This is a genomic window from Streptomyces sp. NPDC000878 (assembly GCF_053599695.1).
In genome coordinates, this window is record NZ_JBSFMT010000042.1 from 23,615 (window position 1) to 49,844 (window position 26,230).

General features: G+C 69.8%; 26 protein-coding genes. 11 read left to right on the plus strand and 15 right to left on the minus strand.

All coding sequences use genetic code 11. The annotated features are described in order from the left end of the window. Positions 1-6: 6 nt before the first annotated feature. Positions 7-594, minus strand: a complete 588-nt coding sequence (locus tag ACWDR4_RS30520) for an exonuclease domain-containing protein (RefSeq protein ID WP_450413319.1) — start codon at positions 592-594, stop codon at positions 7-9. Between the two features lie 664 nt (positions 595-1,258). Further along, entirely contained in the window at positions 1,259-2,473 is a 1,215-nt protein-coding gene (locus tag ACWDR4_RS30525; RefSeq protein WP_450413375.1) for a helix-turn-helix domain-containing protein, read from the minus strand. Between the two features lie 94 nt (positions 2,474-2,567). On the opposite strand from ACWDR4_RS30525, the gene ACWDR4_RS30530 reads away from it, so the two are divergent. Continuing rightward, positions 2,568-2,963: a GNAT family N-acetyltransferase gene (locus tag ACWDR4_RS30530; RefSeq protein WP_450413320.1), complete on the plus strand. Its 396-nt coding sequence runs from the start codon at positions 2,568-2,570 to the stop codon at positions 2,961-2,963. Between the two features lie 12 nt (positions 2,964-2,975). Here the strand turns inward: ACWDR4_RS30530 and ACWDR4_RS30535 are convergent, their stop codons facing one another. From ACWDR4_RS30535 to ACWDR4_RS30545, 3 genes are all read right to left on the minus strand, one after another. Next, a complete protein-coding gene (locus tag ACWDR4_RS30535) occupies positions 2,976-3,539 on the minus strand; it encodes a hypothetical protein (protein ID WP_450413321.1) in 564 nt (187 codons plus the stop codon). 149 nt (positions 3,540-3,688) lie between these two features. Beyond that, complete coding sequence (locus tag ACWDR4_RS30540; RefSeq protein WP_450413322.1) at positions 3,689-4,162, minus strand: hypothetical protein; 474 nt, start codon at positions 4,160-4,162, stop codon at positions 3,689-3,691. A gap of 72 nt (positions 4,163-4,234) precedes the next feature. Continuing rightward, the gene (locus ACWDR4_RS30545) at positions 4,235-4,900 is read right to left on the minus strand and encodes a nitroreductase (protein WP_450413376.1); all 666 of its coding nucleotides are present in this window, start codon (positions 4,898-4,900) and stop codon (positions 4,235-4,237) included. A gap of 101 nt (positions 4,901-5,001) precedes the next feature. Between ACWDR4_RS30545 and ACWDR4_RS30550 the strand changes: the two genes are divergently transcribed. Further along, positions 5,002-5,424, plus strand: coding sequence for a RidA family protein (locus ACWDR4_RS30550; RefSeq protein ID WP_450413323.1), 423 nt, complete (start codon positions 5,002-5,004; stop codon positions 5,422-5,424). 24 nt (positions 5,425-5,448) lie between these two features. On the opposite strand, the gene ACWDR4_RS30555 is transcribed toward ACWDR4_RS30550, so the two are convergent. Further along, positions 5,449-6,240 carry an SDR family oxidoreductase gene (locus ACWDR4_RS30555; protein WP_450413324.1) on the minus strand — a complete coding sequence of 264 codons (792 nt, stop codon included), beginning with the start codon at positions 6,238-6,240 and terminating at the stop codon, positions 5,449-5,451. A gap of 149 nt (positions 6,241-6,389) precedes the next feature. Beyond that, complete coding sequence (locus tag ACWDR4_RS30560; RefSeq protein WP_450413325.1) at positions 6,390-7,160, minus strand: sugar isomerase domain-containing protein; 771 nt, start codon at positions 7,158-7,160, stop codon at positions 6,390-6,392. Between the two features lie 266 nt (positions 7,161-7,426). Between ACWDR4_RS30560 and ACWDR4_RS30565 the strand changes: the two genes are divergently transcribed. The 7 genes from ACWDR4_RS30565 to ACWDR4_RS30595 all read left to right on the plus strand — a co-directional run bounded on the left by ACWDR4_RS30565 (position 7,427) and on the right by ACWDR4_RS30595 (position 17,516). Further along, the gene (locus tag ACWDR4_RS30565) at positions 7,427-8,311 is read left to right on the plus strand and encodes a MurR/RpiR family transcriptional regulator (RefSeq protein WP_450413377.1); all 885 of its coding nucleotides are present in this window, start codon (positions 7,427-7,429) and stop codon (positions 8,309-8,311) included. Between the two features lie 179 nt (positions 8,312-8,490). Beyond that, positions 8,491-12,756, plus strand: coding sequence for a glycoside hydrolase family 38 N-terminal domain-containing protein (locus ACWDR4_RS30570; protein ID WP_450413326.1), 4,266 nt, complete (start codon positions 8,491-8,493; stop codon positions 12,754-12,756). Further along, positions 12,753-13,460 carry a peptidyl-prolyl cis-trans isomerase gene (locus ACWDR4_RS30575; protein ID WP_450413327.1) on the plus strand — a complete coding sequence of 236 codons (708 nt, stop codon included), beginning with the start codon at positions 12,753-12,755 and terminating at the stop codon, positions 13,458-13,460. The genes ACWDR4_RS30570 and ACWDR4_RS30575 overlap by 4 nt, the downstream gene beginning before the upstream one ends. 151 nt (positions 13,461-13,611) lie before the next feature. Next, positions 13,612-14,985 carry an extracellular solute-binding protein gene (locus tag ACWDR4_RS30580; protein WP_450413328.1) on the plus strand — a complete coding sequence of 458 codons (1,374 nt, stop codon included), beginning with the start codon at positions 13,612-13,614 and terminating at the stop codon, positions 14,983-14,985. Positions 14,986-14,987: 2 nt separating this feature from the next. Then, a complete protein-coding gene (locus tag ACWDR4_RS30585) occupies positions 14,988-16,013 on the plus strand; it encodes a carbohydrate ABC transporter permease (RefSeq protein WP_450413329.1) in 1,026 nt (341 codons plus the stop codon). After that, positions 16,010-16,894: a carbohydrate ABC transporter permease gene (locus ACWDR4_RS30590; protein WP_450413330.1), complete on the plus strand. Its 885-nt coding sequence runs from the start codon at positions 16,010-16,012 to the stop codon at positions 16,892-16,894. Before ACWDR4_RS30585 ends, ACWDR4_RS30590 begins: the two co-directional genes overlap by 4 nt. A 40-nt stretch (positions 16,895-16,934) precedes the next feature. Next, a complete protein-coding gene (locus ACWDR4_RS30595) occupies positions 16,935-17,516 on the plus strand; it encodes a hypothetical protein (RefSeq protein ID WP_450413331.1) in 582 nt (193 codons plus the stop codon). A gap of 417 nt (positions 17,517-17,933) precedes the next feature. Here ACWDR4_RS30595 and ACWDR4_RS30600 read toward each other — a convergent pair whose 3' ends face one another. From ACWDR4_RS30600 to ACWDR4_RS30615, 4 genes are all read right to left on the minus strand, one after another. After that, positions 17,934-19,946: a hypothetical protein gene (locus tag ACWDR4_RS30600; RefSeq protein ID WP_450413332.1), complete on the minus strand. Its 2,013-nt coding sequence runs from the start codon at positions 19,944-19,946 to the stop codon at positions 17,934-17,936. A gap of 200 nt (positions 19,947-20,146) precedes the next feature. Continuing rightward, complete coding sequence (locus ACWDR4_RS30605; RefSeq protein WP_450413333.1) at positions 20,147-20,611, minus strand: hypothetical protein; 465 nt, start codon at positions 20,609-20,611, stop codon at positions 20,147-20,149. A 114-nt stretch (positions 20,612-20,725) separates the two neighbouring features. Then, a complete protein-coding gene (locus ACWDR4_RS30610) occupies positions 20,726-21,421 on the minus strand; it encodes a LuxR C-terminal-related transcriptional regulator (protein ID WP_450413334.1) in 696 nt (231 codons plus the stop codon). Continuing rightward, positions 21,409-22,623 (minus strand): sensor histidine kinase, encoded by a 1,215-nt coding sequence (locus ACWDR4_RS30615; RefSeq protein ID WP_450413335.1) that lies wholly within the window; start codon positions 22,621-22,623, stop codon positions 21,409-21,411. Before ACWDR4_RS30615 ends, ACWDR4_RS30610 begins: the two co-directional genes overlap by 13 nt. Before the next feature lie 75 nt (positions 22,624-22,698). On the opposite strand from ACWDR4_RS30615, the gene ACWDR4_RS30620 reads away from it, so the two are divergent. Then, positions 22,699-23,379: a class I SAM-dependent methyltransferase gene (locus ACWDR4_RS30620; protein WP_450413336.1), complete on the plus strand. Its 681-nt coding sequence runs from the start codon at positions 22,699-22,701 to the stop codon at positions 23,377-23,379. Here ACWDR4_RS30620 and ACWDR4_RS30625 read toward each other — a convergent pair. Further along, positions 23,372-23,641 (minus strand): type II toxin-antitoxin system RelE family toxin, encoded by a 270-nt coding sequence (locus ACWDR4_RS30625; protein WP_450413337.1) that lies wholly within the window; start codon positions 23,639-23,641, stop codon positions 23,372-23,374. The two genes, ACWDR4_RS30620 and ACWDR4_RS30625, sit on opposite strands and share 8 nt — an antisense overlap. Then, positions 23,638-23,934, minus strand: a complete 297-nt coding sequence (locus tag ACWDR4_RS30630) for a type II toxin-antitoxin system Phd/YefM family antitoxin (RefSeq protein WP_450413338.1) — start codon at positions 23,932-23,934, stop codon at positions 23,638-23,640. The genes ACWDR4_RS30625 and ACWDR4_RS30630 overlap by 4 nt, the downstream gene beginning before the upstream one ends. A gap of 136 nt (positions 23,935-24,070) precedes the next feature. Between ACWDR4_RS30630 and cpt the strand changes: the two genes are divergently transcribed. Continuing rightward, positions 24,071-24,652, plus strand: a complete 582-nt coding sequence (gene cpt / locus ACWDR4_RS30635) for a chloramphenicol phosphotransferase CPT (RefSeq protein ID WP_450413378.1) — start codon at positions 24,071-24,073, stop codon at positions 24,650-24,652. A gap of 13 nt (positions 24,653-24,665) precedes the next feature. Here the strand turns inward: cpt and ACWDR4_RS30640 are convergent, their stop codons facing one another. Then, positions 24,666-25,520 (minus strand): SCO4225 family membrane protein, encoded by an 855-nt coding sequence (locus ACWDR4_RS30640; RefSeq protein ID WP_450413339.1) that lies wholly within the window; start codon positions 25,518-25,520, stop codon positions 24,666-24,668. A 62-nt stretch (positions 25,521-25,582) separates the two neighbouring features. Further along, positions 25,583-26,176: a hypothetical protein gene (locus ACWDR4_RS30645; RefSeq protein ID WP_450413340.1), complete on the minus strand. Its 594-nt coding sequence runs from the start codon at positions 26,174-26,176 to the stop codon at positions 25,583-25,585. Positions 26,177-26,230 lie beyond the last annotated feature (54 nt).

The window sequence follows — 26,230 nt, forward strand, 5'->3', positions numbered from 1 at the left end:
ACGGCATCAGACGACCACGTCCGTGACCGGCCATGCCCCGCGCCCCACCAGGTCGAGGACGAGTGCGGCGATGTTCCACGCGTCGTCCTCACCCCGGTGATGGCGTCCTTCGAGTGGCAGTCCGGCGATCTGGAGGGCCTGACTCATGCCGGGTTTCCTGCGCAGACCGTAGGCCGCGGTGAACACGGCCTTGGCGTTGGTGTGGGTGCGCTCCGTCGGATACCCGAACGGGTAGGCCACCCGGTCGGCCTGACTCTGCCGGGCGAACTGCCGACGGTCGTACTCGCCCCAGCTCGCCCAGGGGCGCTCCCCGGCCCCGTACTCCTCGACGAGAACCCGGCACGCCTCGGCGAAGCTGACGCCCCGTTGCACCTCGGCCTGTGTCAGTCCGGTCAGTTGAGTACAGAAGTCACTCACCACCGACCGGACAGGCCGAACCAGGACCCGGTGCCGGGACACGCGACACCGTTCGGACACGTCCACAACGGTGAGCCCGATCTCGATGATCTCGTTCACGGAACCGGGCGGCGGCTGCCCGTCCCAGCAGGTGGCTTCCACGTCGATGACGTTCAGCAGGGCGGATTCGGGGCGCATGGGGCGAGGGTAGGGATGGGTGCGCGGTTCCGGCACCCCAATTTCCGGAACACTCCCTACGGGCCCTACGGGGCCACGGCCCGCACGCTCAACCGAACCTCACCATCGGATCGGCTCCGCGTCTCCGCCCGCGCAGGTCGGACACCGAACGCGAAACGTGTACGCGCAACTCGCACACCCATCGAAGCCGCAGCAGTGCGGACACCAGATCTCGCGCCACCCTGCACACGCGGCACAGTAACCCGGTAGCCGGTTCAGGAATTCAACAAGGTTCGGCTTCCCCGGATCGTTGCCACGGCGACCCGCCCGAGGCTTCGGTGGGGCCGTCATGAATCGGGGTGCGGGTGCGTACAGGACCGGGGTACCGACCGATGTCTCCGGCCCGCTCATGACCAGGCCATACGGCGAAGTCCGGCTTCGACTCGGTGTATGAGGGGGCGAGTTGGAGGAGCGAACTCCCGTGGGACGCACTCAGGCACAAGGAGCCAGAAGGTGCCCTTGTGCTCGGAACCGACTAACTCAGCACGGGCAACCGCCTCGCGCGCTTCAGCCGCGTTGTGTCGACTCTGCCTGATCATCGTTCGCCCCTCAGACTCGCTGACAGGGGCGATGATTCCGCCGGAGCACGTGCGACGACAGGGACGCCGTGTCCCCTTTTGCGGTCCTAGCCGGCCACACCCAGAAATTCGGCAAGCTTCCGCAGACCCGGCGGACGGTAAGGACCGGCCCATAGATCCGTCACGATGGCCACGGCCAGCGTGTGGTGTCGCATCCATGCGGGTGCGATCCGGTGAAGCCGTTCGAGGGCCTTCACCGCCCCCTCGGCGTCCCCGAGGTCGGTGTGTGCCCGAGCGACGTCCAGGAGAAGCCACGTACGCCACGAGGGCGGAGTGTCCGCGCTCAGCCGCATCCCCTTGGCCAGGCTCAGGGCTTCATCGGGACGACCGTGCTGCACGGCCAGACGGACACGCTCGATGCGCACTGACGACCGGCTGAAGACGCTCACCATCTTCCCGTCGACCGGCGGGGGCAGCTTCGCCAGTTGCCTCGTCGCGTCCTCTGCCGTCTGCATCATGTCCGAGGCCTTGCCGTAGTCGCCGCTGCGGGCCGCGCTGGTGGCCGCCGACATGACCAGCCCGCCCCACACGCGTACGCCCTCGGCCGTCGAGCTGTTCTCCTGCTCCACGCGATCAGCCGCGTACACGGCGGCGTGTTCGGCGTCCCCCAGCCGGTTCTGCCGTTGGTAGTTCCACGCCACGGAGTTGGTCACCATGGCTCCCAAGAGGGGATCCGAGGAGTCGTCGGCCGCGTTCATGGCCCGTTCGAGGGCGGACAACGCGAGATCGGTCTTCCCGAGACGGATGGCGAGATGACCGGCGAGCTGAAGAGACTTCCCCAACGCGGCCTGGCCCTCTGCCCGTTGATCACCGCTGCCCACAGCCGCAGCGAACCGGGCATCGTTGACGATGCCCGGCAGAACCTCCATCAGGGCCGCGAACTCTGCGTCGTGGTAGAGAGTCCACGCGGCAGCGATCTCCTTGCGGAGAAGGGGAAGTGTCAGCTTCTCGACGCCGGACGGCTCTGGCGGAGGAGCGAACATCGGGGGCATGATCGCGCGACGCAGGGCGACCAGCTGAGGCGGATCGGCCTCCCCGTTCGAGGGCACTCCGGGCGGGTCACCGAGAAGGCTGGTCAGCTCGACCCCGAGGCCCCCCGACAGGGCGTGAAGCGTGGGCAACGACGCGGAGTGCCGTTGCCGCTGCTCCAGTTTCTTCACCGTGTCGACGGACAGGTTCGACTTCTCCGCCAGGCCCTCTTGCGTCAGACCGGCCACGCGGCGAAGCCGCTTCAACCTGTCCCCCAAGTGCTCTGCCATGATTTCGAGGGTACTGCTCCGATCAAGCCACCGCAGGTGCGTGAACGAGCACGGTCGGTCGTCGTACCGCCGCAAAGAATCATGAAGGTGAGACCGCGTGACGACGAGGTACGAGTGGCGCGGCGACTTCGACAACGCCTCCCTCAACGCCCTGCACGCCGAAGGCTTCGGCGGTTCGCCCGGGGACGTCGACTGGCGAGCACGGCTGGAGCGGCACAGCCTCGGCTGGGTCTGTGCCTGGGACGGTGACTCCCTCGTCGGGTTCGTCAACGTCGCCTGGGACGGGGGAGTTCACGCCTTCGTCCTCGATACGGTCGTGGCCCGGCGGTATCGCTCCCAGGGCATCGGCGCCGCGCTGATCGCCACCGCCGCGCAGTACGCCCGTACCGCCAAGTGCGAGTGGCTCCACGTGGACTTCGAGGAGCACCTGCGCTCCTTCTACTTCGAGGCCTGCGGTTTCCGGCCGACAGCCGCCGGTCTGATCCCCCTGTAGGCCCCCGGATCCTCATCCCGCCAGCCTCGCCAGCCATGGATGCCCGGGGTAAACGAGCTCCAGCCACTCGCTCAGGGCATCCCGCTGCGGCCGACCCAGCAGCGGGAGCACCCCGGCGAAGTCCGCCTGATCCTTGGGGCGTGGCGCCTTGGCCTTGAACAGCAGCACCAACTCCGGTACCAGATACGGGATCCCGTCCGCCGTTCGCTCGATGATCCTGTCGTACGGCAGCCGCAGCCACTCGTCCCGCCGACAGATCCATGTTCCGCCGTCGTGCGGCTCGCGGAAGACGTCGAACAAGAACCGCCCGCTCGCCGGATCCCGCAGCCACGTCTGGTGCGTGGCCGCCGGCGCCTCGGCTCCCGCCTCCGGCCAGACCCGCCCCGAACCCACCGCGTCAAACACGCACTCGGGGAAGCGGCGCCGGATCTCCGGGAATCCCGCCGCGGGCACCGCGATCTCCAGGTCGCCGTGCGGCCGCGATTGCGGAGGAGCGGGGGCTGCGCACCAGCCTCCTGATGACGGCCGCGGCCATGATGCTGTCCCCGGTGGTGATGGCCGTGTCCCCGCTCGCACGCCTGGGGCGGGCGCTTCCGGCCTCGAAGGATTCGGCGTTCACCTGACTCCCGAAGCCATCTCAGCGGTGAGGGACACAGCAGGCGGGCAGAAGCGAACGTTCAGCCGCGCAAGGCTTCGAACCCAGCCACGAAGCACGAGTCGGCGCGTCACTGCTCATCAAGGGATGCCTGCCGGGCAAGGAACTCCTCGAAGGCAGCCTTCTGCTTGGGATCCATGAAGCCCTGGCGGACATTGCGGGCCGTCTCCTGGAGCCAGTGCGCCTCGTCGGGGTCCAGGAGCTCGGCGACCACCACGCCTTTGCGAGCGACCGCCGTGCGCCCTCCCGCGCGACGACGAAAGAGCGTGAACGCGCCGAACTCCGCCGGGTGGGCAAGTTCCGGCTCCTCCGCCACAGCCCGGTTCTCGTCCGCGACGCCACCTCTCGCGTAGGCGGTGGGGGCCCAGTGTTCCCAGAGCGCCAGCGTGGCCGCGGGCACCAGCACCGCGCGCTCCGCCTCTTCACGCCCCTCCCACATGAACGTGACAGTGACAGGCTCGCCAACCGCCTCGGCCAGCCCCAGGACCCTCTCCACCTCGTCGTCGATCGGGTAACTCGCCACTACGTCGATCTGAATGCCCATGGGGCCCGAGGCTACTGAGGCAGTCGGTCACCTCACGAGATCATTTCGTCGGGAAGACTCACCGAGCGCTGCTCACACCCCGATGAAGCTGACTGTTTCCGTCATGTCCGCCCGGCCGGTACGCAGCCGTGGCGCGCCTTCCTTCTCGAACCCCACCGAGACACCACAGAGCAGTACGAGCCCGTCATCGGCTCCAACCGTCTGGCTGACGGTCCTGTGGTACATGGTCCACATGACCTGGGGGCAGCTGTGCAACCCTTCCGCCCTCAGCAGGAGCATGACCGTCTGCAAGTACATCCCCGCGTCAGCCCACTGTCCGGGCCCCATGGTCCGGTCGAGGTAGCAGAACAGGACGACCGGTGCCCCGAACGCCTCCGAGTTCAAGGCGGCGATCTTCATGGGTCTGTCGGGGTCGTCCCGCTCGATTCCCAGGGCTTCGTACCGCTGGGAGGCCGCGGCGGAAAAACGGTCCAGATACGGCGAGTTCAGTTCGGCCGGGTACATCGGATACTCCCGGTCATCACCCGGGTCTCCCGCCAGTGCCCTGGCCGTAGTGCGCCTCTTCAATCTGTCCAAGGGCCCGCCGGTCACGACAAACACATGCCACGGCTGGAGGTTCCCACTCGACGGAGCCCGCGTCGCCGCGGTCAGCACTCGTTCGAGTATCTCCTTGGACACCGGCTCATCGCTGAACGCCCGCACAGCCCGGCGACTGTCCACGGCCTCGTACACATCCACGTCCTCGCGTCCTCTCACTCGACCGGGCCCCTCCACCGTATTCAGCGGTCAGTGAGCACAAATACAGTTGCCCCGTCACCTGATGTTCGTGGAGGTCGCCTGTGTCGAACGAGCCGGAAGAGTCGGAAAAGGCCGTGCTCACCCACGTTCCGCCGGACGGGGTCGCCCCAGGGAACGGTTACAGCCATGTGGTGGTGGGCGAGGGCCGGCTGGTCGTCATCTCCGGGCAGGTCGCACTGGACGAGCAGGGAAACGTGGTCGGGGAGGGCGACGCCGCCGCCCAGGCCCGTCAGGTCTTCGAGAACCTGCGGCGCTGCCTGGCGGCGGGCGGCGCAACGTTCGCCGACGTCGCCAAGTTCACCTTCTACGTCACCGACGTGGCCGTCCTGCCGGAAGTACGGATCGCCCGCGACGAGCACATCGACACCGCGCGCCCGCCTGCCAGTACGGCGGTACAGGTGGCCGCCCTGTACCGGCCGGAACTCATGCTGGAGGTGGAAGCCCTCGCCATCATCCGGAACTGACCGCACACCGCCCCCGTCCCAGGTTCACCCAAACCCCCCATTGCTCATCAGCAACTGCCCGTTGACCCACTCCCCCTCCTCGGAGCACAGGAAGTCGACAAGGCGGGCCGTGTCCTTCGGGGTGCCCAGGCGGCTCAGCGGGGTGTGGCGCAGGACGTTCGCCCTGTCCTCCTCCGTCATCCAACCGGTGTCCACCGGGCCGGGGTTGATGACGTTCGCCGACACCCCCAGGTGGGAGAGTCCGTGGGCCGCCGCCAACGTGATGCGGTCCAGGGCCCCCTTGCTCGCCCCGTACGGCAGGTTGCCCACCGTGTGGTCGCTGGTGAGGGCGATGATCCGGCCCGTTCCCGGGGGCGCCGTGAAGCGACGGCCGAACTCCCGGATCAGTAGCCAGGTCGCGCGGGCGTTGACCGCGAAGTGGCGGTCGAAGCTCTCCAGGGTCGTGTCGAGCAGGCCCGAGTCGACCGACTCGCAGTGGCACAGCACCAGCGCCGTGACACCGGCGCCACCGCCGCCCATTCTGCGCTCGACCTCGTCGAAGATCTGCGTCGGAGTATCGGGATCGGCCAGGTCCGCCTCTATCGCCGTGCTCGCGGCGCCGAGCACGGACAGCTCCTCGGTGATCGCCCGCGTCGCGCCCGGCTCGGTGCCCCAGGACATCCGTGCGTCGTACGGGGTCCAGTACGTGAAGGCGACGTCCCAGCCCGACGCCGCCAGCCGACGGGCGATCCCAGCACCGATACCCACGGTGCGGCCCACCCCAGTGACCAGGGCGAGCGGGCGGTCGGGGCGGGCTTCCTCGGCAGGTGTCGTCACGGTCCGGGATCGTCCATGACCGATGCCGGCTCAGCAACTGCTTTTCCCGTAGCCGAGGTTGAGTTGAGTAGCCGAGGTTGAGTGGAAGGGAGAACCACGAGATTCCCCCGGCCCCCGGCCCCCGGCCTCCGGCCCGCCCCCGGGCCTCCTCAGCTGGCCGGCCGCCGAATCCTGTCCCCGTAATGCCGCTCCAGCCCCAGATTCCCCTCGAACCCCCCAGGCACATTCGCCGACACGTACACCGGCGGACGCACCCCCGCCCCGATCAGCACCGCCGCCGTCTCCGCGACCGCCATCTGGACCAGCATCACGCCGGTCAGTGTGGACAGTGCGCACACCGCGCCGCCGCCCGGCAGCTCCAGCAGCGCGTCGCCCGTCGGGGCCGCGTTGTCCAGCACCACGTCCGCGATGTCCGCCAGCTTCTTGCCGCTGCTGTGGCCCGCCGGGACCGTGCGCGTGTGCGTGAGGGACGTGATCGCGAGGATCTTGTGGCCGCGTTCCTTCGCGCGCAGGGCCATCTCGACGATGACGTTGTTGACGCCCGAGTTGGAGATGATCACGAACAGGTCGGCCGGCTGCGGGGCGGCCAGGTCGTACAGGCGCTCGGCGATGCCCGGCTTGCGTTCCAGCAGGGGGTCGTCGAGGGCGCTGGGGTCGTCACCGCCGTACAGGACCAGGTCGGCCATGGACAGGCGGTTGGTGGGGACGAGGCCGCCCGCTCTGCCGGCCAGTTCCAGGACGAGGGCCTGGGAGTGACCCGTACCGAAGGCCTGGATCACGCCGTCCGCGCGGATGCAGTCCGCGATCAGTTCGGCGGCGCGGGCCACCGACTCCCGGGCCGGTTCCGACCCGGTGATGCGGTCGAGCACGGCCCGGCTCTCACGCACGAAGCCCTGGGCACTGACGGACTCGACGGACACTCGGTACTCCCCACCGGTGGATGAAACCACCCGCTCTAGCTCTATCGGTGAATCAATAAATCACAGTGTACGGGCTGTGAGCAACGGGCCACGAGCAAAGGCCTCGGCAGCCATCGGCAGCCACCAGCCAGGGCGGCCCCCTGGTCCTGGAATTCAATCTGCCCCATAGACGGTGGCTGATACATTCGTCACCACCAGTACATACACACACGCTCAGCGCCGAGGAGATCGGTAACCCCATGGAACGGACCGGCTCCGGCAACGGGATGCCCCCGACCGACGTCACCACCCTCATCCGTACGGAACTGCCGCGCCTCGCCGGCTCCCTGCGGAAGGTGGGTGAGCTGATCCTCGAGGATCCCGCCGCCGTCACCCACTGCTCGGCCGCCGAGCTGGGCCGCCGTACCGGCACCTCCCAGGCCACGGTCACCCGGTTCTGCCGTGCCATCGGCCTCGACTCCTACCAGCATCTGCTCATCGAGCTGGCCCAGGAGCGCGGACGCGGCGAGGTCTCCGACTGGGGCACCGCCGAGATCGGGCCCGACATCTCCCCTGATGACAGCCTTGAGAGGGTCGTTCAGGTCGTCGGCAGCGCTGATCTGCGGGCCATTCAGCAGACCATCGACCGGATCGACCTCGACTCCATCGAGCGTGCCGGGCAGGCAGCCGCCCGCGCCCGGCGCATCGACGTGTACGGCGTCGGCGGCAGCGGCGCGGTCGCCCAGGAGACCGAGACGCGGCTCTTCCGCATCGGCTGCCAGGTGCGCGGCTGGACCGAGGTGCACGCCGCCCTCACCTCCGCCGCCCTGCTCACCCCCGCCGACGTCGCCATCGGCATCTCGCACTCCGGCTCCACCCGCGAGGCCATCGAGCCCTTCGAACTGGCCAAGCAGCGCGGCGCCACCACCATCGCCATCACCGCCGACCCGAAGTCCCCGCTGGCCCGCGCCGCCGACGTACGGCTGATCTCCTCCTCCTCGGAGACCAGTTTCCGCACCGAGAGCATCGGCGCCCGGCACTCCGTGCTCGTCCTCATCGACTGTCTGTACGTCCGGGTCGCGCAGCTCTCCTACCAGCGCGCCAGCGCCTCCCTCGCCCTCACCGACCACATCGCCAGGGAGCACGCGGTGAAGTCCCGCCGCACCCGCTGACCAACCGGTATCCAGACAGAAGCCGCTCCCGGAGACATCCCCGGGGGCGGCTTTTGCATGGATGAACCACCAAGGAAACTTGAAGATGGTTGTTTGAACCATCCGATCGGTGCCACGATGGCACCCTCCGGATCCCGGTCCGTTCCCTTCGTTTCCCTCGTAGGCCTCGTAGGAGACCCATGCGCGTCACCTCAGTCGAGTCGACCGAGCTGTTCGTCGGCAGCGCCGAGCACCCGCGTCAGGTGGTGACCGCCGAGATCGGCCACACCGCCGGCCGTGCGGTCCGTCTCACCGTCGACGGCCCCGGTGTCCGCAGCGACGGGGAGACGCTCGCGACCGTCGGTGACGACGGCACCCTCCGCGCCGAGATACCCGTGCTCTGCGACCTGTCCCCCGGCGAGCGCACCCACATCACGGTCACCGCCGAGGACACCGACGACCCCGCCGAGCACGCCTCGCTCACCGGCAGCCTCCTCGTCGCCGAGCCCGGCTGGACGATGTTCATGGTCAGCCACTTCCACTACGACCCCGTCTGGTGGAACACCCAGGCCGCCTACACCGAGACCTGGGACGTCGCCGACGATCCGGCCACCTCCGGGCTGCCCGCCCGTACCTTCGACTCCCGCGGCCAGTCCGGCATGAGCCTCGTCCGCGCGCACATCGACCTCGCGCGGCGCGACCCGGCGTACACCTTCGTGCTCGCCGAGGTCGACTACCTGAAGCCCTACTGGGACGCGTTCCCCGAGGAGCGCGCCTTCCTGCGGCAGCTGCTGCGCACCGGGCGCGTCGAGATCATGGGCGGGACGTACAACGAGCCCAACACCAACCTCACCGGCGCCGAGGCGACCGTCCGCAACGCCCTCTACGGCGACGGCTTCCAGCGCGGGATCCTCGGCGCCGACCCGCACACCGCCTGGCAGCTCGACGCCTTCGGGCACGACCCCCAGTTCCCGGGCCTGATGGCCGATGCGGGGCTGTCCTCCAGCTCCTGGGCACGCGGCCCCTTTCACCAGTGGGGGCCCACCCTCTCCGTCTTCGGCGAAGCACCCCGCGACCCCCAACGCATGCAGTTCCAGGCCGAGTTCGACTGGATCGCCCCCTCCGGACGCGGACTGCTGACCGCCTACATGGTCAATCACTACGGCGCCGGCTGGGCCATCGACAACGCCCCCACGCTCCCGGAGGCGGAGGCCGCCGCCCTCAAGCTCTTCACCGGCCTGAAGAAGGTCGCGCTCACCCGCAACGTCCCCCTCCCCGTCGGTGGCGACTACGCGCCGCCCTGCCGCTGGGTCATGGCCATCCACCGCGACTGGAACGAGCGGTACGTCTGGCCGCGCTTCGTCTCCGCGATCCCCCGCGACTTCTTCGCCGCCGTACGCGCCGAACTCGACGCCGAGGGACGCAAGGCGTCGCCGCAGACCCGGGACATGAACCCGATCTACACCGGCAAGGACGTCTCGTACATCGACACCAAGCAGGCCCAGCGGTACGGCGAGACACTCCTCGCCGACGCCGAGGCCTGGGCGACACTCGCCTCCCTCGTCACCCAACACCCCTATCCGGACGCGGCGTTGGACAAGGCCTGGCGGCAGCTCGTCTACGGCGCCCATCACGACGCGATCACCGGCTCCGAGTCCGACCAGGTCTACATCGACCTGCTGACCGGCTGGCGCGAGCTGTACGACCTCGCCGAGTCCGTGCACGCCGACGCCACCCAGGCCCTCGCGGACCGCATCACCCCGCTGCCGGGCGGCGGCCCCGACCTCGTCGTCCTCAACTCCGCCACCTGGCAACGCCGTGACACCCTCACCACCGACCTCCCCGACGGACTCGTCCCCGTCGACGAGACAACCGGCCTGCCACTGGCCGCAGTTCGGGAGCCGGACGGTCAACTGCGGGTGGTCGTACCGGAGGTGCCGGGCCTCGGCCTCAAGGCACTCCCCCTCGCCGAGGGCACGGTCGCCGAGTGGACGCCGGTGGACGGACCGACGACCATCCGCAACGAGTTCTACGAGGTGACGGTCGACCCGGCGCGCGGCGGCGGCGTCAGCAGCCTGCGCCAACTCGCCGACGGTGGCCGTGAGTTGCTGCGCACCGGCGACATCGGCAACGAACTGGTCGTCCAGGAGGAGTACCCGAGACACCCGCGCTTCGGCGAGGGACCCTGGCATCTCACGCCGACGGGCACGACGGCCGCTCGCAGCGGAGACGTGACGGCCTCGGTGAAGGTGGAACACTCGGCGGCGGGATCGCGCATCACGGTCACCGCACCCCTCGGCGAACTCCTCACCTACACGCAGCAGTTGACCCTCTGGAAGGGCGTCGACCGGCTGGACCTCACGACCACCATCGACGGGTACGACGGTTCCGACCGCCTCATCCGGGTCCGCTGGCCGTCGAACGTCCAGGGCGGGCTGCCCGTGCACGAGGTGGCGGACGCGGTCATCGGGCGCGGGTTCGGGTTCGTGGAGGTGGACAGCGAGCAGTTCCCCTGGACGCTCGACAACCCGGCCAACAACTGGTTCGGGCTGGGGACGACGGCCCGGGTGGCCGTGCACGACGACTCCGGCGCGCTCCTCGGCCAACGGGCCATCGGTGTCGCCGAGTTGATCTACCCGTCCTGGGCCGAGGCGGGCGAACTCGGTGCCGAACTCGCCGCCGCGCTCGTGCGCGTGGGCGTCACGGCCACCTCGACGATCGCGGGCGGTCAGCGCTACGGCGACCTCGAAGTCGACTCCAACCTCCCCGACATCCGGATCGCCGTCGGCGCTCCCGAGCGCAACTCCGTGGTCGCCGAGGCCCTCGCGATGGACCCGGCCGCCGGACGTGAACTCCGGCGCCAGCTCGCCGAGTCGGGCGTGGCGTCGGTGTGGGTCGCGCCGCGTGCGGGGCTGCGCGAGGAGTGGGTGCCCGGGGCCGACCTGCGCGATCTGGAACGGCTGCCGCTGCTCGTGGTGGCGGGCAACGGCCCGGAGGACGACGCCAAGGCGGTGGACGCGCTGATCGCCGACCTCGGCGACGCCGTGGTCAGTGCCACGGCGGCCGGTGGCGGCGAGGCGCTGCCACCGGGCGACACCTGGGACGGCACCGGCTTCGCCGTCCTCAACCGGGGCACACCCGGCTGCGTGGTCACCCCGTCCGGCGACCTCTACATGTCCCTGATGCGCTCCTGCACCGGCTGGCCGTCGGGCATCTGGGTCGACCCGCCCCGCCGCACGACCCCCGACGGCTCCGCCTTCCAGCTCCAACGCTGGTCGCACACCTTCGAGTACGCCGTCCTCGGCGGCACGGGCGACTGGCGCGAGCTGCGCCTGCCGCAGGCGGGACACGCGTACAACCATCCGTTGCGGGCGCGGCTGCGGCAGCAGTCATCGGGGGCCGGCAGTCTGCCGCGCACCACAACCCTCTTGAGCCTCGAACCCGCCGGTGAGGTGCTGCTCGACGCGCTGAAGCCGGTCGGTTCGCCGCTCGCGCGCGGGAGCGTGGCGCCCGCCGATCCGGGGCGCGGTGTCGTCGTACGGATGCACGAGGTCAACGGCCGGTCGACGGCGGCGCGGGTGCGCGGGCCGGTGGCCTGGACGGACGGCGCCCGTGCCGACGTACTGGAGAGGCCCGGGGAGCCGCTGGTCCCGGACGCGGACGGCACCCTCGGGACCCACCTGACCGGCTTCGAGGTGGCGACGGTACTCATGACTCCCGCCGGGGCGGTGGCTGTCGACCCGGGCGCCGGTGTCGACGCGTACGAGCCCGCCCAGCCCGTCCACACCCGCTACTGGCTGCACAACTCCGGCCCGGCGCCACGCGGCAACCTGCCCGTGGCCGTCTTCCTCTCCCCCACCGCCCTCACCGCCTCAGGCCCGGTCACGGCGACGGTCCGCGTCAGCTCCGAGCTGACGGACTCGCCCGTCTCCGGCACGCTGTCCCTGGGCGTCCCGCCCGGCTGGACCGCCGAACCGGCCGAACTGCCGTACGCCCTCGGCCCCGCCGGCTTCACCCTCACCGAGGTCACGGTGACCCCGCCCCCGGACGCGCCGCCGGGCCGCCACTGGCTCACCGCCCGCCTGCCGTACGGCGGTCAGGTGTACGAGGACGCCGTGGCCCTGGACGTGCCGGGCGGCCATACCGGCCCAACTCTGGTGACAGAGCTAGGGGTTGACCGGGTGGTCGTGCGGCGCGGAGAGCGTGCACGAGTCCCGGTGAGCCTGCGCAACACCACCCTCGGGGAGATCAACGGCACGCTGTGGGCCGTGTCCTCGTGGGGGACGTGGGCGGGGGTCGGGCCCGGGGTGCGGGGGTTCGCCGTACCGGCCGGGGAGTCGGTGGAGTGCGGGATCGAGGTGGACGGGGCCGCGCTGGCACCGGGGTCGTACTGGCTGATGGCGAAGGCCGGCTGGCACGGCTGCGTGGCGTACACGGAGGCAGTGGTCCTGGAGGTGACCCCATGAACCAGCAGGAGCACGAACACCCACCAGAGGGCGCCTGCGCCCTCGTACGCGGCGAGCCGATACCCCGGGAGGAGGTAGAGGCGGTCCTGGCGGCGGTCCCGGCGCGGGATGGCAAGCGCCCAGGTGAGGCGCCCCGAAAGGGGCGCGGGGAACTGCGCGACCAGCCCCCACAGGCCCGCAGCCAAAACACAACCCCCTCCACGGAACGACAACGCCGCCGCTGGGCAACACAGGTGGTCGTGGCCGACGTACTGGCAAAACGGGCATGCAAGGAACGGGGGCTGCCCCCACCCGACACTCCACGAACCCTGGGCCCCGTGCCGGAGGCGGCCGTGGCCGGCCTGGGCAGCATCGTCGCCGTGGCCCTCGCCTACTCCCCCGCCGCCCGAACCCTCCTCGCCCACCTGGAAGCCCGCCAGGCCATCCCCGAGGCCGCCGTACGGGAGTACTACGAGCACAACCGGGACCGCTTCCTGACGGTGGACGCCCTGCGGTCCGGCGTAGACCCCTTCGGCGCCACGACGGACGCGGACTTCCTGCCGTACGAGCACGTGAAGGCAGGCATCGAGGGCGAGTTGAGGCAGGCGGCGGGCCGGCGTGCCTTCTTCTCGTGGCTCGATCTGGCGCGCGCGGACGTGGTGTACGCGCACGGGCACGAGCATCCCGGCGACCCCTCGCACCCGGACCACGAACACCGCCACTGAGGCGGCCGGCACCGGTTCCGGAACCTAAAAGCAACACGGCACCCCATTGACCTCCGATGAATTCTGGTCCACATTTTCATCAATCGGAGTCAAAGTTGGTGAATTGAACCAGCATCCAGGACATCCAGGACGCTCCAGGAGGGCAGCAGCAATGCGCGCAAGAAGACTGACCGGATCCCTGTCCTGTCTCGTCGTACTGACGTTGACGGCCGCAGGCTGCGGCCTCTCCGGAGGCTCCGACGACGGCGGCGCCACCGCCGGTGCCTGCAAGGTCGACAAGGGCAACGTCGGGTCGGGGAAGCTGACCGGGGACGTCAAGGGCACGATCACCTTCCAGACCACCAACCTGAAGAAAGACTTCAGCGACTTCTTCAACGGGGTGATCGCCGACTTCGAGAAGACCCACCCCGGCACCAAGGTCAAGTGGATCGACGACCCCGGCGACAACACCTTCACCAGCCGGACCGTCGCCGACGCCCAGGCCTGCACGATGGCCGACGTCATCAACATGAACGCGCCGACGGCGACCGCCCTCACCAAGGCCGGCTACCTGCTCGACATCGGCACCAAGGACCCGGCCGCGTCCAAGCCCTTCGTCCCGTCGTTCTGGAAGACCGCCACCTTCCCGGACGCCTCGGGCAAGTCGATCCACACCACGCTGCCCTGGTACACCGGCGGCGTCCTGCTGACGTACAACAAGGACCTGCTTGCGAAGGCCGGCATCGACCCGGCCAAGCCTCCGACGAGCATCTTCGGGCTCTTCGCCGACTACGAGAAGATCGCCAAGGCCTCCGACGGCAAGTACTTCGCGACGATGGCCAACCCTGTCTGGCGCTTCCCGTCCGACTTCGACCAGATGGGCATCAAGGTCCTCTCCAGCGACGGCAAGTCCGCCGTCTTCGGCGACGACCCACGCACCACCCAGTGGGTGGAGTGGATGGCGAAGCTGTACAAGGAGGGCGCGATGCCGAAGGACTCGCTGTCCTCCAGCAACGACCCGTCCACGCTCTACAGCCAGGGCAAGGTGGCCTACGGTTCGACGAACCCGAGCTTCGTGCGGTTCGTCAAGCAGAACAGCCCGTCGATCTACGCCAAGACGGCCGTCGGCCAGCAGCCCTACGACGCCCTCGGCGTCGCCTCCGCCGGCGCCCCGCAGTTCATCTCGGTCGCCGCGACCAGCAAGCACGCCCCGGTGGCGCTCTCGTTCGCGGAGTTCCTCACCAACGCCGAGAACCAGACGGCCTGGTGCAAGGACCCGGCCGTGGTGATCTTCCCGACCACCACCGAGTCGCTGAACGACCCGTTCTTCCAGGACGCCACCGGCACCGACCCGTTCTCCCAGTCCCGCAAGCTCGTCGCCGAGCAGCTCAAGACGGCCTCCACCAACCAGACCAGCCTCTCCCCGGCCGTGCAGAACGCCGTCGTGGCCCAGGTGCAGCTGGCCATGCAGGGCAAGAAGAGCGCGGCGGACGCCGTGAAGGACGCCCAGGAGAAGTCGAACGAGCTGCTGAAGCAGGGCAGCTGACAGTGACGGCACAGATCACGAACCCGGTGTCCGGCGTAGAGGCCCTGGCCTCCACGCCGGCCCCGGCCCCGTCCTCTCCTCGTTCTCGCCTCCGCCGACTCGCCAGGGCCGCGCTGCCCGGTCCCGCTCCCGGGGCCAACGGAGCGGCCATGTACCGCCGTTGGTGGCTGCCGTGGCTGTGGACCGCCCCCGCGATCGTGTGCGCGGTGGTCTTCGGGGTGTTCCCGTTCCTCAACACGGTCCTGCTGTCGTTCACCAACGCCAAGCCGCTGGGCGGTGCCGCGAGTTTCGTCGGACTCGACAACTACACGCGGATGTTCCAGGACGACGACTTCTGGCTCGCGACCCGCAACAGCATCCTGTACGCGGTGATCGTCGTGCCGCTGATGGTGCTGCTGCCGCTGATGCTCGCCGTCCTGGTGGAGAAGAACCTGCCCGGCATCGGCTTCTTCCGCTCCGCCTTCTACACGCCGGTGCTCGCCTCCAGCGTGGTCGTGGGCCTGAGCTGGCAGTGGCTGCTCGCGGACGACGGCCTGGTCAACACCTGGCTGGAGAAAGCCCACTTGATCAGGTCGGCGATCCCCTTCCTCTCCGACTCGTGGCTGATCCTGCTCTCCGCGATGGGCCTGACCCTGTGGAAGGGCCTCGGCTGGTACATGGTCTTCTACCTGGCCGCCCTCGGGAACGTGCCCAAGGAACTGCACGAGGCCGCGCAGATGGACGGCGCCGGTGCGGTCCGCCGCTTCTGGCACATCACGGTCCCCGGCGTCCGGACGGCCATGATGCTCGTCGGCACGCTCACCGGCATCGGCTCGCTCAGGGTGTTCACCGAGATCTACATGCTCGGCAGCTCCACCGGCGGCCCCGGCGGCGCCGACCGCACCCTGCCGTTCTACATCCGGGACGTCGGCCTGGACCCGATCACCGGCAACGCCGGCTACGGCTCGGCGGTCAGCGTCGCCCTGTTCGCACTCACCCTGGGCCTGACCCTGCTGGCGCAGCGCCTGACCAAGGAGGACGAGTCATGACGACGACCGTCGTCGAGCCCAAGGGCCGTCGCCTGATACCGCGTTGGCGCGACTACGGCCGCCCGCGCGAGCTGGTCGTCCGCTATCTGCTCCTCCTCCTGGTGCTCGGCCTCACCGTGGGCCCGCTGCTGTGGCAGCTGCTGGCCTCCCTGAAGGGCACGAGCGAGGACGTCTTCGGCGCGAACGCCACCCTGCTGCCGCACGACCCGACCCTGCGCGCGTACCGGACGGTCTTCGACCAGGTGCCGGTGTGGTCGTACATCAAGAACAGCCTGATCGTGGTCACCCTGTCGATCACCAGCCAGCTGGTCTTCTCCACCACGGCCGGCTACATGCTCTCCAAGCCCTCCTGGAAGGGCCTCAAGGCGGTCTGGGTGGTACTGATCGCCTCGATGATGTTCCCCTTCGAGTCGATCATGGTCTCGCTGTTCATCAGCATCCGCGACCTGGGCCTGGTCGACAGCCTGGCCGGCGTGTGGCTGCCGGGCTTCGTCGGCGCCATCAACGTCATGCTGATGCGCGGCGCGTTCCTCGCGGTCCCGCGCGAGATCGAGGACGCGGCGATGCTGGACGGCGCGAGCGAGTGGCAGCGCTTCAAGTACCTGTATCTGCCGTCCGCGTGGGGCGCGATCATGGTGGTCGTCATCAACACGTTCATCAGCGCCTGGGACGACTTCCTGTGGCCGCTGATCGTACTGCGCTCCGAGAGCAACATGACGCTGACGCTTGGCCTTTCACGGCTCCAGTCGTCATCGTTCGGCTACGACCAGCGGATGGTGATGGCGGGCTCGGTGATCTCCGTGGTGCCGGTGCTGGTGCTGTTCGTCATCACGCAGCGGTGGTTCTATCGGGGGGTGGCCTCGGGGGCGGTGAAGATCTGAGGGGGCGGTTCTTCGTGCGGGCGCGAGCGAGAATCAGAGCATGACGAAGGACCTGGAACGCATCACTCCCTGGTGGGACCGTCGGATCATGGGCGGTGTCCTGGCCGCGGTCCTCCCCGTGACGGGGATCGTCGCGGCCACCACCCGGTCGATGTCCGAAGTGAGTGCGCCGGGGATCTTGGTTGTCGTCGCTCTGTGGTGCGTGATCATCTGGGCGGGACGCCTCCAGATCGTGCCGTCCGTGTCCGTGAGCGCCACCACCCTGGTGATCCACAATGTGTACGACCGGTACCAGATCCCCTGGCGAACGGTGTCGGGCATCGACTGGGAACCCCGGTCGGGCGAGTTCTCTGTGGAACTGGCGAACGGCTCGCGGGTGCGCGTCGAGGCGTTCAGCCGCTGGCCGTCGTTCGGCCGCCACCGGGAGGTGATCGCGACACTGGAGGAGGGCCGTCGCCTGGCGGCGACAGATGAGAGTGAGACCGGCGCGGAATCACCATCACCGGCGGACGAGGTGCGCATCACCGAGACCTCGGGAATCGTCGAATTCCTCCTGGCACTCGCCTTCGGGATCACCCTGCTGACGCTCGCCGTGATGGGCGTCATCGCGCTCCTGAGCTGACCCCCGACGATCTCCGTACTTGCCGGTGGATCCTGAGACCCAAAGTGCTCGGATCGCCCATCGCCAGTCGACCGCCCCGGATCAGACGTTCCCGATGAGCGAGGCGGACCTCTCACACTGGAGGACGGTGTTCGAGGAACCCGACGTCGCGGAACTCGACGGGCATGAGGTGGGCGGTCCGCCTCCTGGGTGGTCGGGTTGGCTGGACTGGGCCGCCGATCGGTGGCCGTCGCTCGCGTGACCTTCGCTCGCATGACCTTCGCTCGCATGACCTTCGCCAACTGCCCGATGGCGGACGGCGAGTATTCGGCCTGCCTTGAAGACCGTACGGGCGCCGGCGACGAGGATCGCCGACGTACTCGGCTGGGAGGTGGCCGGCGACCCCGAGACCGGCGGGTTCGTTGGTGTCGAGCGTCGTCACGTACGCTCCCGCCCCCGTTCCTCGTACCGTGCCGCCAGGGATTCCTGGAGGCGGGCGTGGCGGAAGCGGTAGACCGCGCCTGACTGGCGTAGTACCTCGCGTTCGTGTGCGTCGGTGAGGAAGGACCAGACGGGCCAGGGCAAGTGGCCTCTCAGGGGCAGCAGGAAGCGGGCGAGGAGGAGCCAGCGGCCCCAGGCGTGGGCGCCGAATCCGAAGGCCAGGCCGATCACGGGGCCGGCTGCGAGGTATTTCGGGCCGGCCAGGACCCCGGCCACGATCCCGTAGGCGATCGTGACGGTGAGCGTCTGGAAGATCGCGTAGCTGCGGTTCGCGGCCAGCAGGTCGGACGGGCGGACGACGGTTTCGATCCCGGTCGGGGTGATCAGCCCGGCGCCCAGGCCGAAGGCGAGGCCGAGCGTGAGGCCGAGGACGAGCCAGTCCAGGTAACTGCCGGTCGGCAGGTCGGTCAGCCAGCCCACGAGACCTACCACGAACCCGCCCGTGAGCCCGCCCAGGACTCCGAGTCTGATCTCACGCAGCTGGGCGCTGGTTCCGTACCCCTTGGCCCGGCTGGACAGCGCGCTCCCCATCGCGTTGGCGACCGCGCCCGCGACGGGTAACGCGAACCAACCCCACTGCCTGACGGCCGGCCAGCCCAGCAACCCGGCCGTCATTCCGCCCATGAGGTTGATCGCGATCTGTGTCAGGGCCTGCTGTGCGCGGCCGGTGATCCGCAGTTCCATGCGTTCCGGTCTGGGTCCCTCGGACCAGCCGACCAGGCCGCCGACCAGGCCGAGCGCCAGCGCGCTGACGGCCGCGCCCACCGGCCCGAAGAGCAGCCAACCGACCGGCGCGCACATGAGCGCTCCCAACACGCCGATCACCAGGACGCGTTGGTAGCGGGGGACGGCGTTGCCCAGTCTCCACCAGGCGAACTCCCCTCCGTGCTGGTGCTGTGCGAGATAGCCGAGCCAGCGCTCGGCGTCCTCGCGTCTGCCCTGCCATCTCGGTTGCGGCCGAACGGCGTTGCCCGGGTTGGGCGGCGGCCGGTCGTACACGGTGGGCACGAACTCGTTGAGCAGATGGGCTTCGACGGCGTCGGCGGTCGCGAACCGGGCCGGATCGAGGAGTTCGGCCGGATCCCGGTCCGGAGTGTCGGTGTAGACGGCTCGGGCGAGACCGGCCATCAGCGGGGTGGACATCGCCGCACGCACCACAGCGTTCGACCGTTCCGTCGGCTGTTCGCGCAGACTGACCAGGACCGGCTCCCACTTCCCGGACGCCGGCCCCTGGGCGGTCGGGGGCAGATAACCGTCCAGGTCGTCGAGGGCCAGGTCGTCCAGGACGATGACCGCGGCGTCGGTGAGCACGCCGGCCGCGCCCGCCGCGGCCTCGTACTGACCGGGCTGGCTGGTGAGCAGCAACGGTATGTCGGTGGCGTTCAGCTCGCGCAGAGCCCTGTGCCGCTGCTCGGGGACGATCTCGTCGAGACCGTCCAGTACGGGCAGGATCCAGCCGTCGTCGAAGAGGGCCGCTGCGAGGCTCGACCCGCCCGCGACGGGGGCGTCGAGGGACGGGACCTCGAACAGCAGCTGCGCGAGGAGCCAGTTCCGCAGGCCCTGCTTGCTGGGATCCCACAGCCCCAGCCTGAAGACGACCGGTACGGGGCCGGTGTTGCCGCGGACCTTCAGCCGGTCGAGGACGAAGTGCACGGCGAGTACGGACTTGCCCGAGCCGGGTCTGCCCAGCACCACCAGTCGGCCCGACGGCACCCGCTCGTACACCTCGCCGAGGCCGTCCAGCCGACCGTCCAACGGACCGGGTCTTCGGCCGGTCGCCCCCTCCGGCGCGGTGTGCCAGCGCACCCCGAGCGCGAACGGGTCGCTCAGCCGTCGGCGCCCCTTCTCCGCGCTCGTCGCGCCCCTCACCGACGTGGCGAGCTTGGCAGCCGCGTCCCGTAGTTCCAGGTGGAACGGGCTTACCTGCTCCGGCGCCTGATGGATCGTCATCTGGTTGGCCTGGTAGACCGTGGCGTGGTCGGAGGCCGTGGCGTTGAAGATGATCTGCCCGACACCTGCTTCAGCCGCCGGGTCAGCAGGCCTGTCGGCAGGCCGGTTGTCAGGCCGGTTGTCAGGCCGGTTGTCAGGCCGGTTGTCAGGCCGGTTGTCGTCGGGTCTCGGAGCGTCGTCGGGCGGAGAGGCCGCTGTCGTCACTTCTCGTGGACCGTCATGTCGCCACCGGCCTGATATGCGCGGCCGTGGTCCCTGACGGTCGCGTTCATGATGACCGTACCGGCGGTGGGTGTGGTCCCGTGCTGTGCGCGCTGCGCGGCTGCCCACTCCAGGAGAGCCTGCAACTGGGCGGTCGCTTCCCGGCGTTCGGAGTCGTCGAGGCTGTCGAGGAAGTCTTCGAGACGTGTCTGCCAGACGGTCTCCTGTCGCGCGACCGTCTGTTCCAGCGCGCCTGTCCGGGTGTCCGTGGTGTTCTCGGCGGCCTGTTCCAGGGCCGTGCGGGTGCGGTCGAGGCGTTCGAGTACTGCTTGCTGCGACTGCGGCTCACGGCCCAGGAGTTGGGCCACCCGGGTCCGTAGTCCCTCCCAGGCCTCGCTGCCCGCCGCCTGCACGATCGCTCCGCCCCCGGCCGCGGCGAGCGCCGCCAGTGCTTCGGCCACCATGGATGTCTCCCTCTGCCATGAACCGCTGAACCGCTGAACGGACCGTAGCGTCCGGGCAGTTGTCCCCACAGGTCTTCGGCAGAAACACGCGTGCAGGCCGGTCTCGGTTCCGCGTCACGGGTTCGGGTCGAGCCGCTCCCGGCTCAGGTCGTCCTCACGGACGCGGTCCCGGTAGTGGGCCGGGTGCTTGATGTCGCGTCCAACCGCGGCGTACTTGGCGCGTACGGACTTCAGATGGGACCGTACGGTGCTCGTGCCGATGCCCAGCCGGCGCCCGATCGTCTCGTGCAGCATCCCCTCACCGACCGCGCGCAGGATCTCCGACTCCCGTGGCGAGAGACGTGGCCGGGTCGGCCGGTCGTCCCGGGACAGCCAGAAGGCGTGCTCGGGCGTGGTGGGCAGATCGCCCCGGTGGAGAGCGCGGACGACCTCGGCGAGAGCGTCCAGGTTGTTGTTCTTGGTGAGGTAGGCGGCGGCGCCGGCCTCGGTGGTCGCGCTGATGTAGGCCTGATCGCGGACCACGGTGACGACGATGACCTGATGACCGGCGCCCACCAGGGCAGCGACGTTGGCCACCGGGTCGCTCCCGTTGTGCAGATGGAGGTCGAGGGTGACGATCCCCGGTTCCGGTGCCGCCGCCAGATACTCCTCGACCGTCGCGGCCGTGGCGGCCAGCCGCAGGTCACCGGTGCCGCCGATCCAGGCGGCCATGCCCTGCATGAACATCTGGTCGTCGTCGATGGCGCCGATACCAATACCGCTACCGCTACCGCCACTGATACCGCTGTCCATGCCGGTCACGGAGTCCATGTCATCTCCACGATGGTTCCCTCGCCGGGTGCGCCGGTGACGGTGGCCCTCCCGCCGGCATCGGCCACGCGCTTGAGTATCGAGTGGTTCACACCGAGCCCCATGGGCCTGGCCCCGGGATCGAAGCCCACACCCCGGTCCACGACAGTGACCCGCACACCGCCACCCCCGCCACCCCCGCCGGCCCCGCGATCCCCTCCGGTCTCTCCGGCCCCTTCGGCGGAGGCCGTCAGCCATGCCTCGTCCGTACGTGCGTGCTTGGCGACGTTGTTGAGCGCCTCACGTGCCGCGCCGGTCAGCGCCTCCACGACACCGGGCGGAAGATCCGGGGGCAGCCGGTCGAAGACCGTGTTCACCCGCTTCAGCGTCTCCCGGTCGGGGTGGTCGCGGACCATCCGGGAGAGCGCGGCGCCCAGTTCGGCCGGTACGCCGTCCGTGCCGCTGGTGATCAGCCCGCGCAGGAACTCGGCGTCCAGCGAGCAACGGCTGCGTGCTCCTTCGGGGTCGTTGTCGAACCTGCCCCGGGCGATGCCTTCGAGCGTATGGAGGACGGTGTCGTGCAACTGCGTGAACTGGTGGTCGCGTTCGGCGTCACGTGCCGTGGCCGCGGCCTCCTTGCGCTCCGCGTCGACCGCGCGGTCCGCCGCCTCGTCCGCCTCCCGGGCTGCCCGGAGCAGCAGCGTGCCGGTGACTCCCGCCACTCCGGCGAACAGGGCCATCATCGCGGCGTTGGAGAACAGCTCCTGCACACTGGGAGTCCTGGTCGCGGGCCAGGCCCCCAGCAGCCAGGCGCCGACGACCACTCCTACGGCCACCGCCCTGAGCCGCCCCGCGTAGATCGCGGCGGTGACGGCCACCCCGCACAGCGGAGGGATCACCCAGTTCGTGATCGACGCGGCCTCGACGGCCGGGTAGGACCGGCTGACCACCACCGCGTACGCGACCGCGAGCACCACATCGGCGGTCAGCCAGGGAGGCGTCAGGGCGTGCTGCCGGATGCCCACTCCGAAGAACAGGGCCGACCAGAGGGCCGCCAGCACGTAACAGACGAAGACCTGCGGCGGATAACGTCCGGGACCGTCGAGCACGGGCAGCCAGAGCCAGAGGGCGAACTGCGCGGCCCGCAGCCACGCCAACGCGCGAACGACCATGCGCTGGGTCCGTTCTCGGGCGCTCACCGACGGCGCGATCTTTACGGGCATACGGTCAAGGTGGCACAGCCGGACCGGCGCGAACACTCCCCTCCGCAGCTACCCCGGTCCCTCTAAGGTCGCCGCATGACCGACACCCCCTCCCCCGCCTACCTCACCGCGATCCGCACCTCGTACGACGCCGTCGCCGACGACTACGTCCAACTCGTCAAGACGCCCGCGGAGTTGGACCCCCTGTCCCGCGCGATGCTGGCCGCGTTCGCCGAGTCCGTACGGGCGGCCGGCCCCGGTCCGGTCGCGGACCTGGGATGCGGACCCGGCAGAGTCACAGCGCACCTGGCAGCCCTGGGCGTGCCCGCGTTCGGCATCGACCTGTCCCCGAAGATGATCGAGCTGGCCCACCAAGCCCACCCCGACCTCGACTTCACCGTGGGCTCGATGACCGCGCTCCCGATCCGGGACGACGTACTCGGCGGCATCCTCGCCTACTACTCCACCCACCACACCCCACCGGACCAACTCCCCACCCTGTACGCCGAGTTCCACCGCACGCTCGTGCCCGGCGGCCTGCTGATGCTGGCCGGTCACGTGGGAGTCGACGAGCCGCTGCTGCTGCGTCCGACACAGGGGCACGGCGGTCATCCGGTGTCCTACGAGTCCCATCTGATCCCGGTCGAGCGGATCGCCGAGCTGCTGCGGCGGGCGGGATTCGTGGTCACCGCGCGGCTGGTGCAGGCGCCCGACGAGGGGGTGGAGGCGAAGAGGGCGTACGGCACGTTGCTGGCCCGTAAGCCACTCGTCAGTTGATGCGATGGACGCCCCGACGGTCGCCGACCTTGACGACCGGGACGACGAGTTCGCCGTCCAGGACCTGGTACGCGACCCGGTAGCTGCCGACCCGGAGCCGGTAGAGGCCGGACGGCCCGGCCAGCTTCTTGATGTCGGCGTCCTCGCGGTACGGGTCGTCGCCGAGAGCGGTCAGCGCGGTGAGGACGCGCATCGCGGCCAGCCGGTCGATCGCGCGGAGCTGCCGCTGTGCCGCCGCCGTGAATCGGAACGCGTACTTCACGCCGCGCCCGCATCCCGACCCGTATCCCGGTCCGCGTCCCGTTCGGTGAACAGGTCGGCAAGCAGTTCGGCCATGGTCACGGTGGGGCCGCCCTCGGCCAGAACTGCCTCGGCCTCGCGCGCGAGCAGCTCGTCGGCCGCGTCCTCCAGCGCGTTGAAGTCGGCGATGGGCACGAGAGCCGCCACTGGAGCGCCGTTGCGGGTGATTATCGTCGGGCTGCCCTGCTCGGCACGGTTGATGTGGTCGGCGAGGTGGGCGCGGGCTTCGCGTACGGTCACGGCGCTTTCGTCCATGAGAGCCAGTGTACGCACCAACGTGTACACAGGCGAGAATTCCGCGAGGCCGCCCTGCGGTGCCCCGTCCGCCTGCGGTGAGAATGCGTTTCCCGCCCCGCGCCGAGCGCCCTATCGTGGCGCGGTGACAACCCAGATGATCATTCTCAACGGTGGTTCCAGCTCGGGGAAGTCCGGGATCGTACGGTGTCTGCAAGCCGTGCTGCCGGAGCCGTGGCTGGCGTTCGGGTGTGACTCGTTCGTCGATGCCCTGCCCGCGAGGATGCGGGAGTCGGACGGCGGGATCGTGTTCGCGGCGGACGGCGGGGTGAGCGTCGGGGCGGACTTCCTCACGCTGGAGGCGGCCTGGCGGGAAGGTGTTGTCGCGATGGTCCGGGCAGGCGCCCGGGTCGTCATCGACGACGTCTTCCTCGGCGGAGCCGCCTCCCAGCAGCGGTGGCGGAAGGCCCTCGGCGAAGCGGGTCAACTGGGCGAGCCTGACGTTCTCTGGGTCGGCGTCCGGTGCGAGAGCGCCGTCGCCGCAGGTCGCGAGGTCGCCCGGGGAGACCGGGCCCAGGGGATGGCCGCGGCGCAGGCGGACCCGGTTCACGAGGGCGTGGTCTACGACCTGGAGGTCGATACGACGCGCACCGAGTCCCTGGAGTGTGCGCGGACCATCGCCGCCCGCGTCCACGACCACGTCCGCGACCACCACCACGCCCCGCATCCGGCCGGCTGACCCGGCGCCTCCCTCAGGCCGCGGGGCGCGGTTCCGGCGTCCCCAGCCTGTGGGCGAGCCGGCCGAGCAGCACGGCGTTGACCAGGCCGGACAGGACCGCACCCGCGGAGAAGGCCAACGGGCTCAGCCAGGCGCGCGCGGGGTTCCACTCGGGTGACACCACCAGCGAGACGAGGACGGCGAGGATGCTGCCCGGCGCCGTGGCCATGAACGGCCAGATCCCGGCGAACCCCGGGTCCGGCAACACGTACGCGGCGTACAGGAAGAACCCCACCGCCGCCGCGACCACGGCGAGGTACCCGCGCGCGAGCCAGTTGTCCACCGCGGGCGCCAACAGGGTCCGAATCCCTTGCAGCCGGGGGTGTGCGGAATCAGCCGTATCCGTTCCCTTCTGCGCGGAGTGGTCCGGGACGCGCGAGAGGGGCTCACTCGTGCCGGGCGCCGCGGCGGTCGTGGACCTCGCGGCGAGGGCGCCGATCACGGCGGCGTTCACGAGCGCGCACAGAAACAGCCACCCGACCCAGTAGCCGACGGCCAGCGCCTCGACCGCTCCACCGCCCTGGGTACCGGGACCGAAGGGGAGGACCACGCTCAGGAAGGAGAGGGGTGCCGTGAACAGCACGGGGCTCCCGGCGAAGCCGCTGTCCGGGAAGAGGAGCATGACCGCGACCGAGGCTGCGAAGACGGCCAGATAGCCCCGGGCAGGCCGGCTGTCCGTGGCGAGCGCGAGGAGCCGTCGCAGTCGCGGGAGGCGGCGCGGACGGGAGGCATTCGGCATCGCGGGGCCCTTCGGGTCGGTGCGTGGGTGGTGCATGGGTGGTGCATGGGTGGTGTTCTCCACGGTGGACCGGGGGGCGCGCTCAGACATGAGTACGGGTACTCATCCCCGCATGGGGGGTAAGCGCGCCACGCCTACACCTGCATCCACCCCTAGGCCTGGGCGACTCGCTCGGCTATGCCCTTCTTGATCGTCACCTCGACCGTCAGGTTGCCGCCCTTCGCCGCCGCGTCCAGCTCGTCGGCGGTGCACTTCTCCGCCGACTGGCTCTCGGGGTCGCCGCAGATGTCGCCGCCCCGGATGTCCGTGTCCACGGCGACGTAGAAGGGACGGCCGCCGACCTCCAGCTTGCCCGGCGCCAGGAAGGTCAGCGTGCCGGTGACCGTACCGTCCACACGGTTGTCGACGGTGGCCTTCGTGGAGCCGGTGCCGGTGTTCGTGCCGCTGGTGTCGGTGGTGGCCTCGGGAGTGGCGGCAGGGGTTTCGGTGGACGTGTCGGACGAGCCGGGAGTGCTCGCATCGGAGTCACCGCTGGAGTCGGTGGTGGCATCGCCGCCGGCACCCGGGGTGGCACCCGTACCGGAGTCGGCGCTGGTCTCGGACGCGGTGCTCGAACCGGACGCGGCGCTGGGGCTCTTGGCGGGGCTGTCGGGGCTGCACGCGGTGAGGAAGAGGGCAGTGGCGGCCAACAGACCGGCGGCGGCGAGCGTGCGGTTGCTGGCGCGGCGGGTGCGGTTGAAAGACATGTCAGGTTGCCCTCTCGGCGTCGTTCCTTGTGGATCTCAACCTGTTAAATGCCG

Excerpts from the sequence above, each read along its gene's own strand:
- ACWDR4_RS30615 (WP_450413335.1), bottom strand. The coding sequence starts at position 22,623 with ATGCCCGTAAAGATCGCGCCGTCGGTGAGCGCCCGAGAACGGACCCAG.
- ACWDR4_RS30580 (WP_450413328.1), top strand. The coding sequence starts at position 13,612 with ATGCGCGCAAGAAGACTGACCGGATCCCTGTCCTGTCTCGTCGTACTG.
- ACWDR4_RS30575 (WP_450413327.1), top strand. The coding sequence starts at position 12,753 with ATGAACCAGCAGGAGCACGAACACCCACCAGAGGGCGCCTGCGCCCTC.
- ACWDR4_RS30610 (WP_450413334.1), bottom strand. The coding sequence starts at position 21,421 with ATGGACTCCGTGACCGGCATGGACAGCGGTATCAGTGGCGGTAGCGGT.
- ACWDR4_RS30565 (WP_450413377.1), top strand. The coding sequence starts at position 7,427 with ATGCCCCCGACCGACGTCACCACCCTCATCCGTACGGAACTGCCGCGC.
- cpt (WP_450413378.1), top strand. The coding sequence starts at position 24,071 with ATGATCATTCTCAACGGTGGTTCCAGCTCGGGGAAGTCCGGGATCGTA.
- ACWDR4_RS30520 (WP_450413319.1), bottom strand. The coding sequence starts at position 594 with ATGCGCCCCGAATCCGCCCTGCTGAACGTCATCGACGTGGAAGCCACC.
- ACWDR4_RS30605 (WP_450413333.1), bottom strand. The coding sequence starts at position 20,611 with ATGGTGGCCGAAGCACTGGCGGCGCTCGCCGCGGCCGGGGGCGGAGCG.
- ACWDR4_RS30600 (WP_450413332.1), bottom strand. The coding sequence starts at position 19,946 with ATGACGATCCATCAGGCGCCGGAGCAGGTAAGCCCGTTCCACCTGGAA.
- ACWDR4_RS30630 (WP_450413338.1), bottom strand. The coding sequence starts at position 23,934 with ATGGACGAAAGCGCCGTGACCGTACGCGAAGCCCGCGCCCACCTCGCC.
- ACWDR4_RS30595 (WP_450413331.1), top strand. The coding sequence starts at position 16,935 with ATGACGAAGGACCTGGAACGCATCACTCCCTGGTGGGACCGTCGGATC.
- ACWDR4_RS30570 (WP_450413326.1), top strand. The coding sequence starts at position 8,491 with ATGCGCGTCACCTCAGTCGAGTCGACCGAGCTGTTCGTCGGCAGCGCC.
- ACWDR4_RS30620 (WP_450413336.1), top strand. The coding sequence starts at position 22,699 with ATGACCGACACCCCCTCCCCCGCCTACCTCACCGCGATCCGCACCTCG.
- ACWDR4_RS30540 (WP_450413322.1), bottom strand. The coding sequence starts at position 4,162 with ATGGGCATTCAGATCGACGTAGTGGCGAGTTACCCGATCGACGACGAG.
- ACWDR4_RS30590 (WP_450413330.1), top strand. The coding sequence starts at position 16,010 with ATGACGACGACCGTCGTCGAGCCCAAGGGCCGTCGCCTGATACCGCGT.
- ACWDR4_RS30645 (WP_450413340.1), bottom strand. The coding sequence starts at position 26,176 with ATGTCTTTCAACCGCACCCGCCGCGCCAGCAACCGCACGCTCGCCGCC.
- ACWDR4_RS30640 (WP_450413339.1), bottom strand. The coding sequence starts at position 25,520 with ATGTCTGAGCGCGCCCCCCGGTCCACCGTGGAGAACACCACCCATGCA.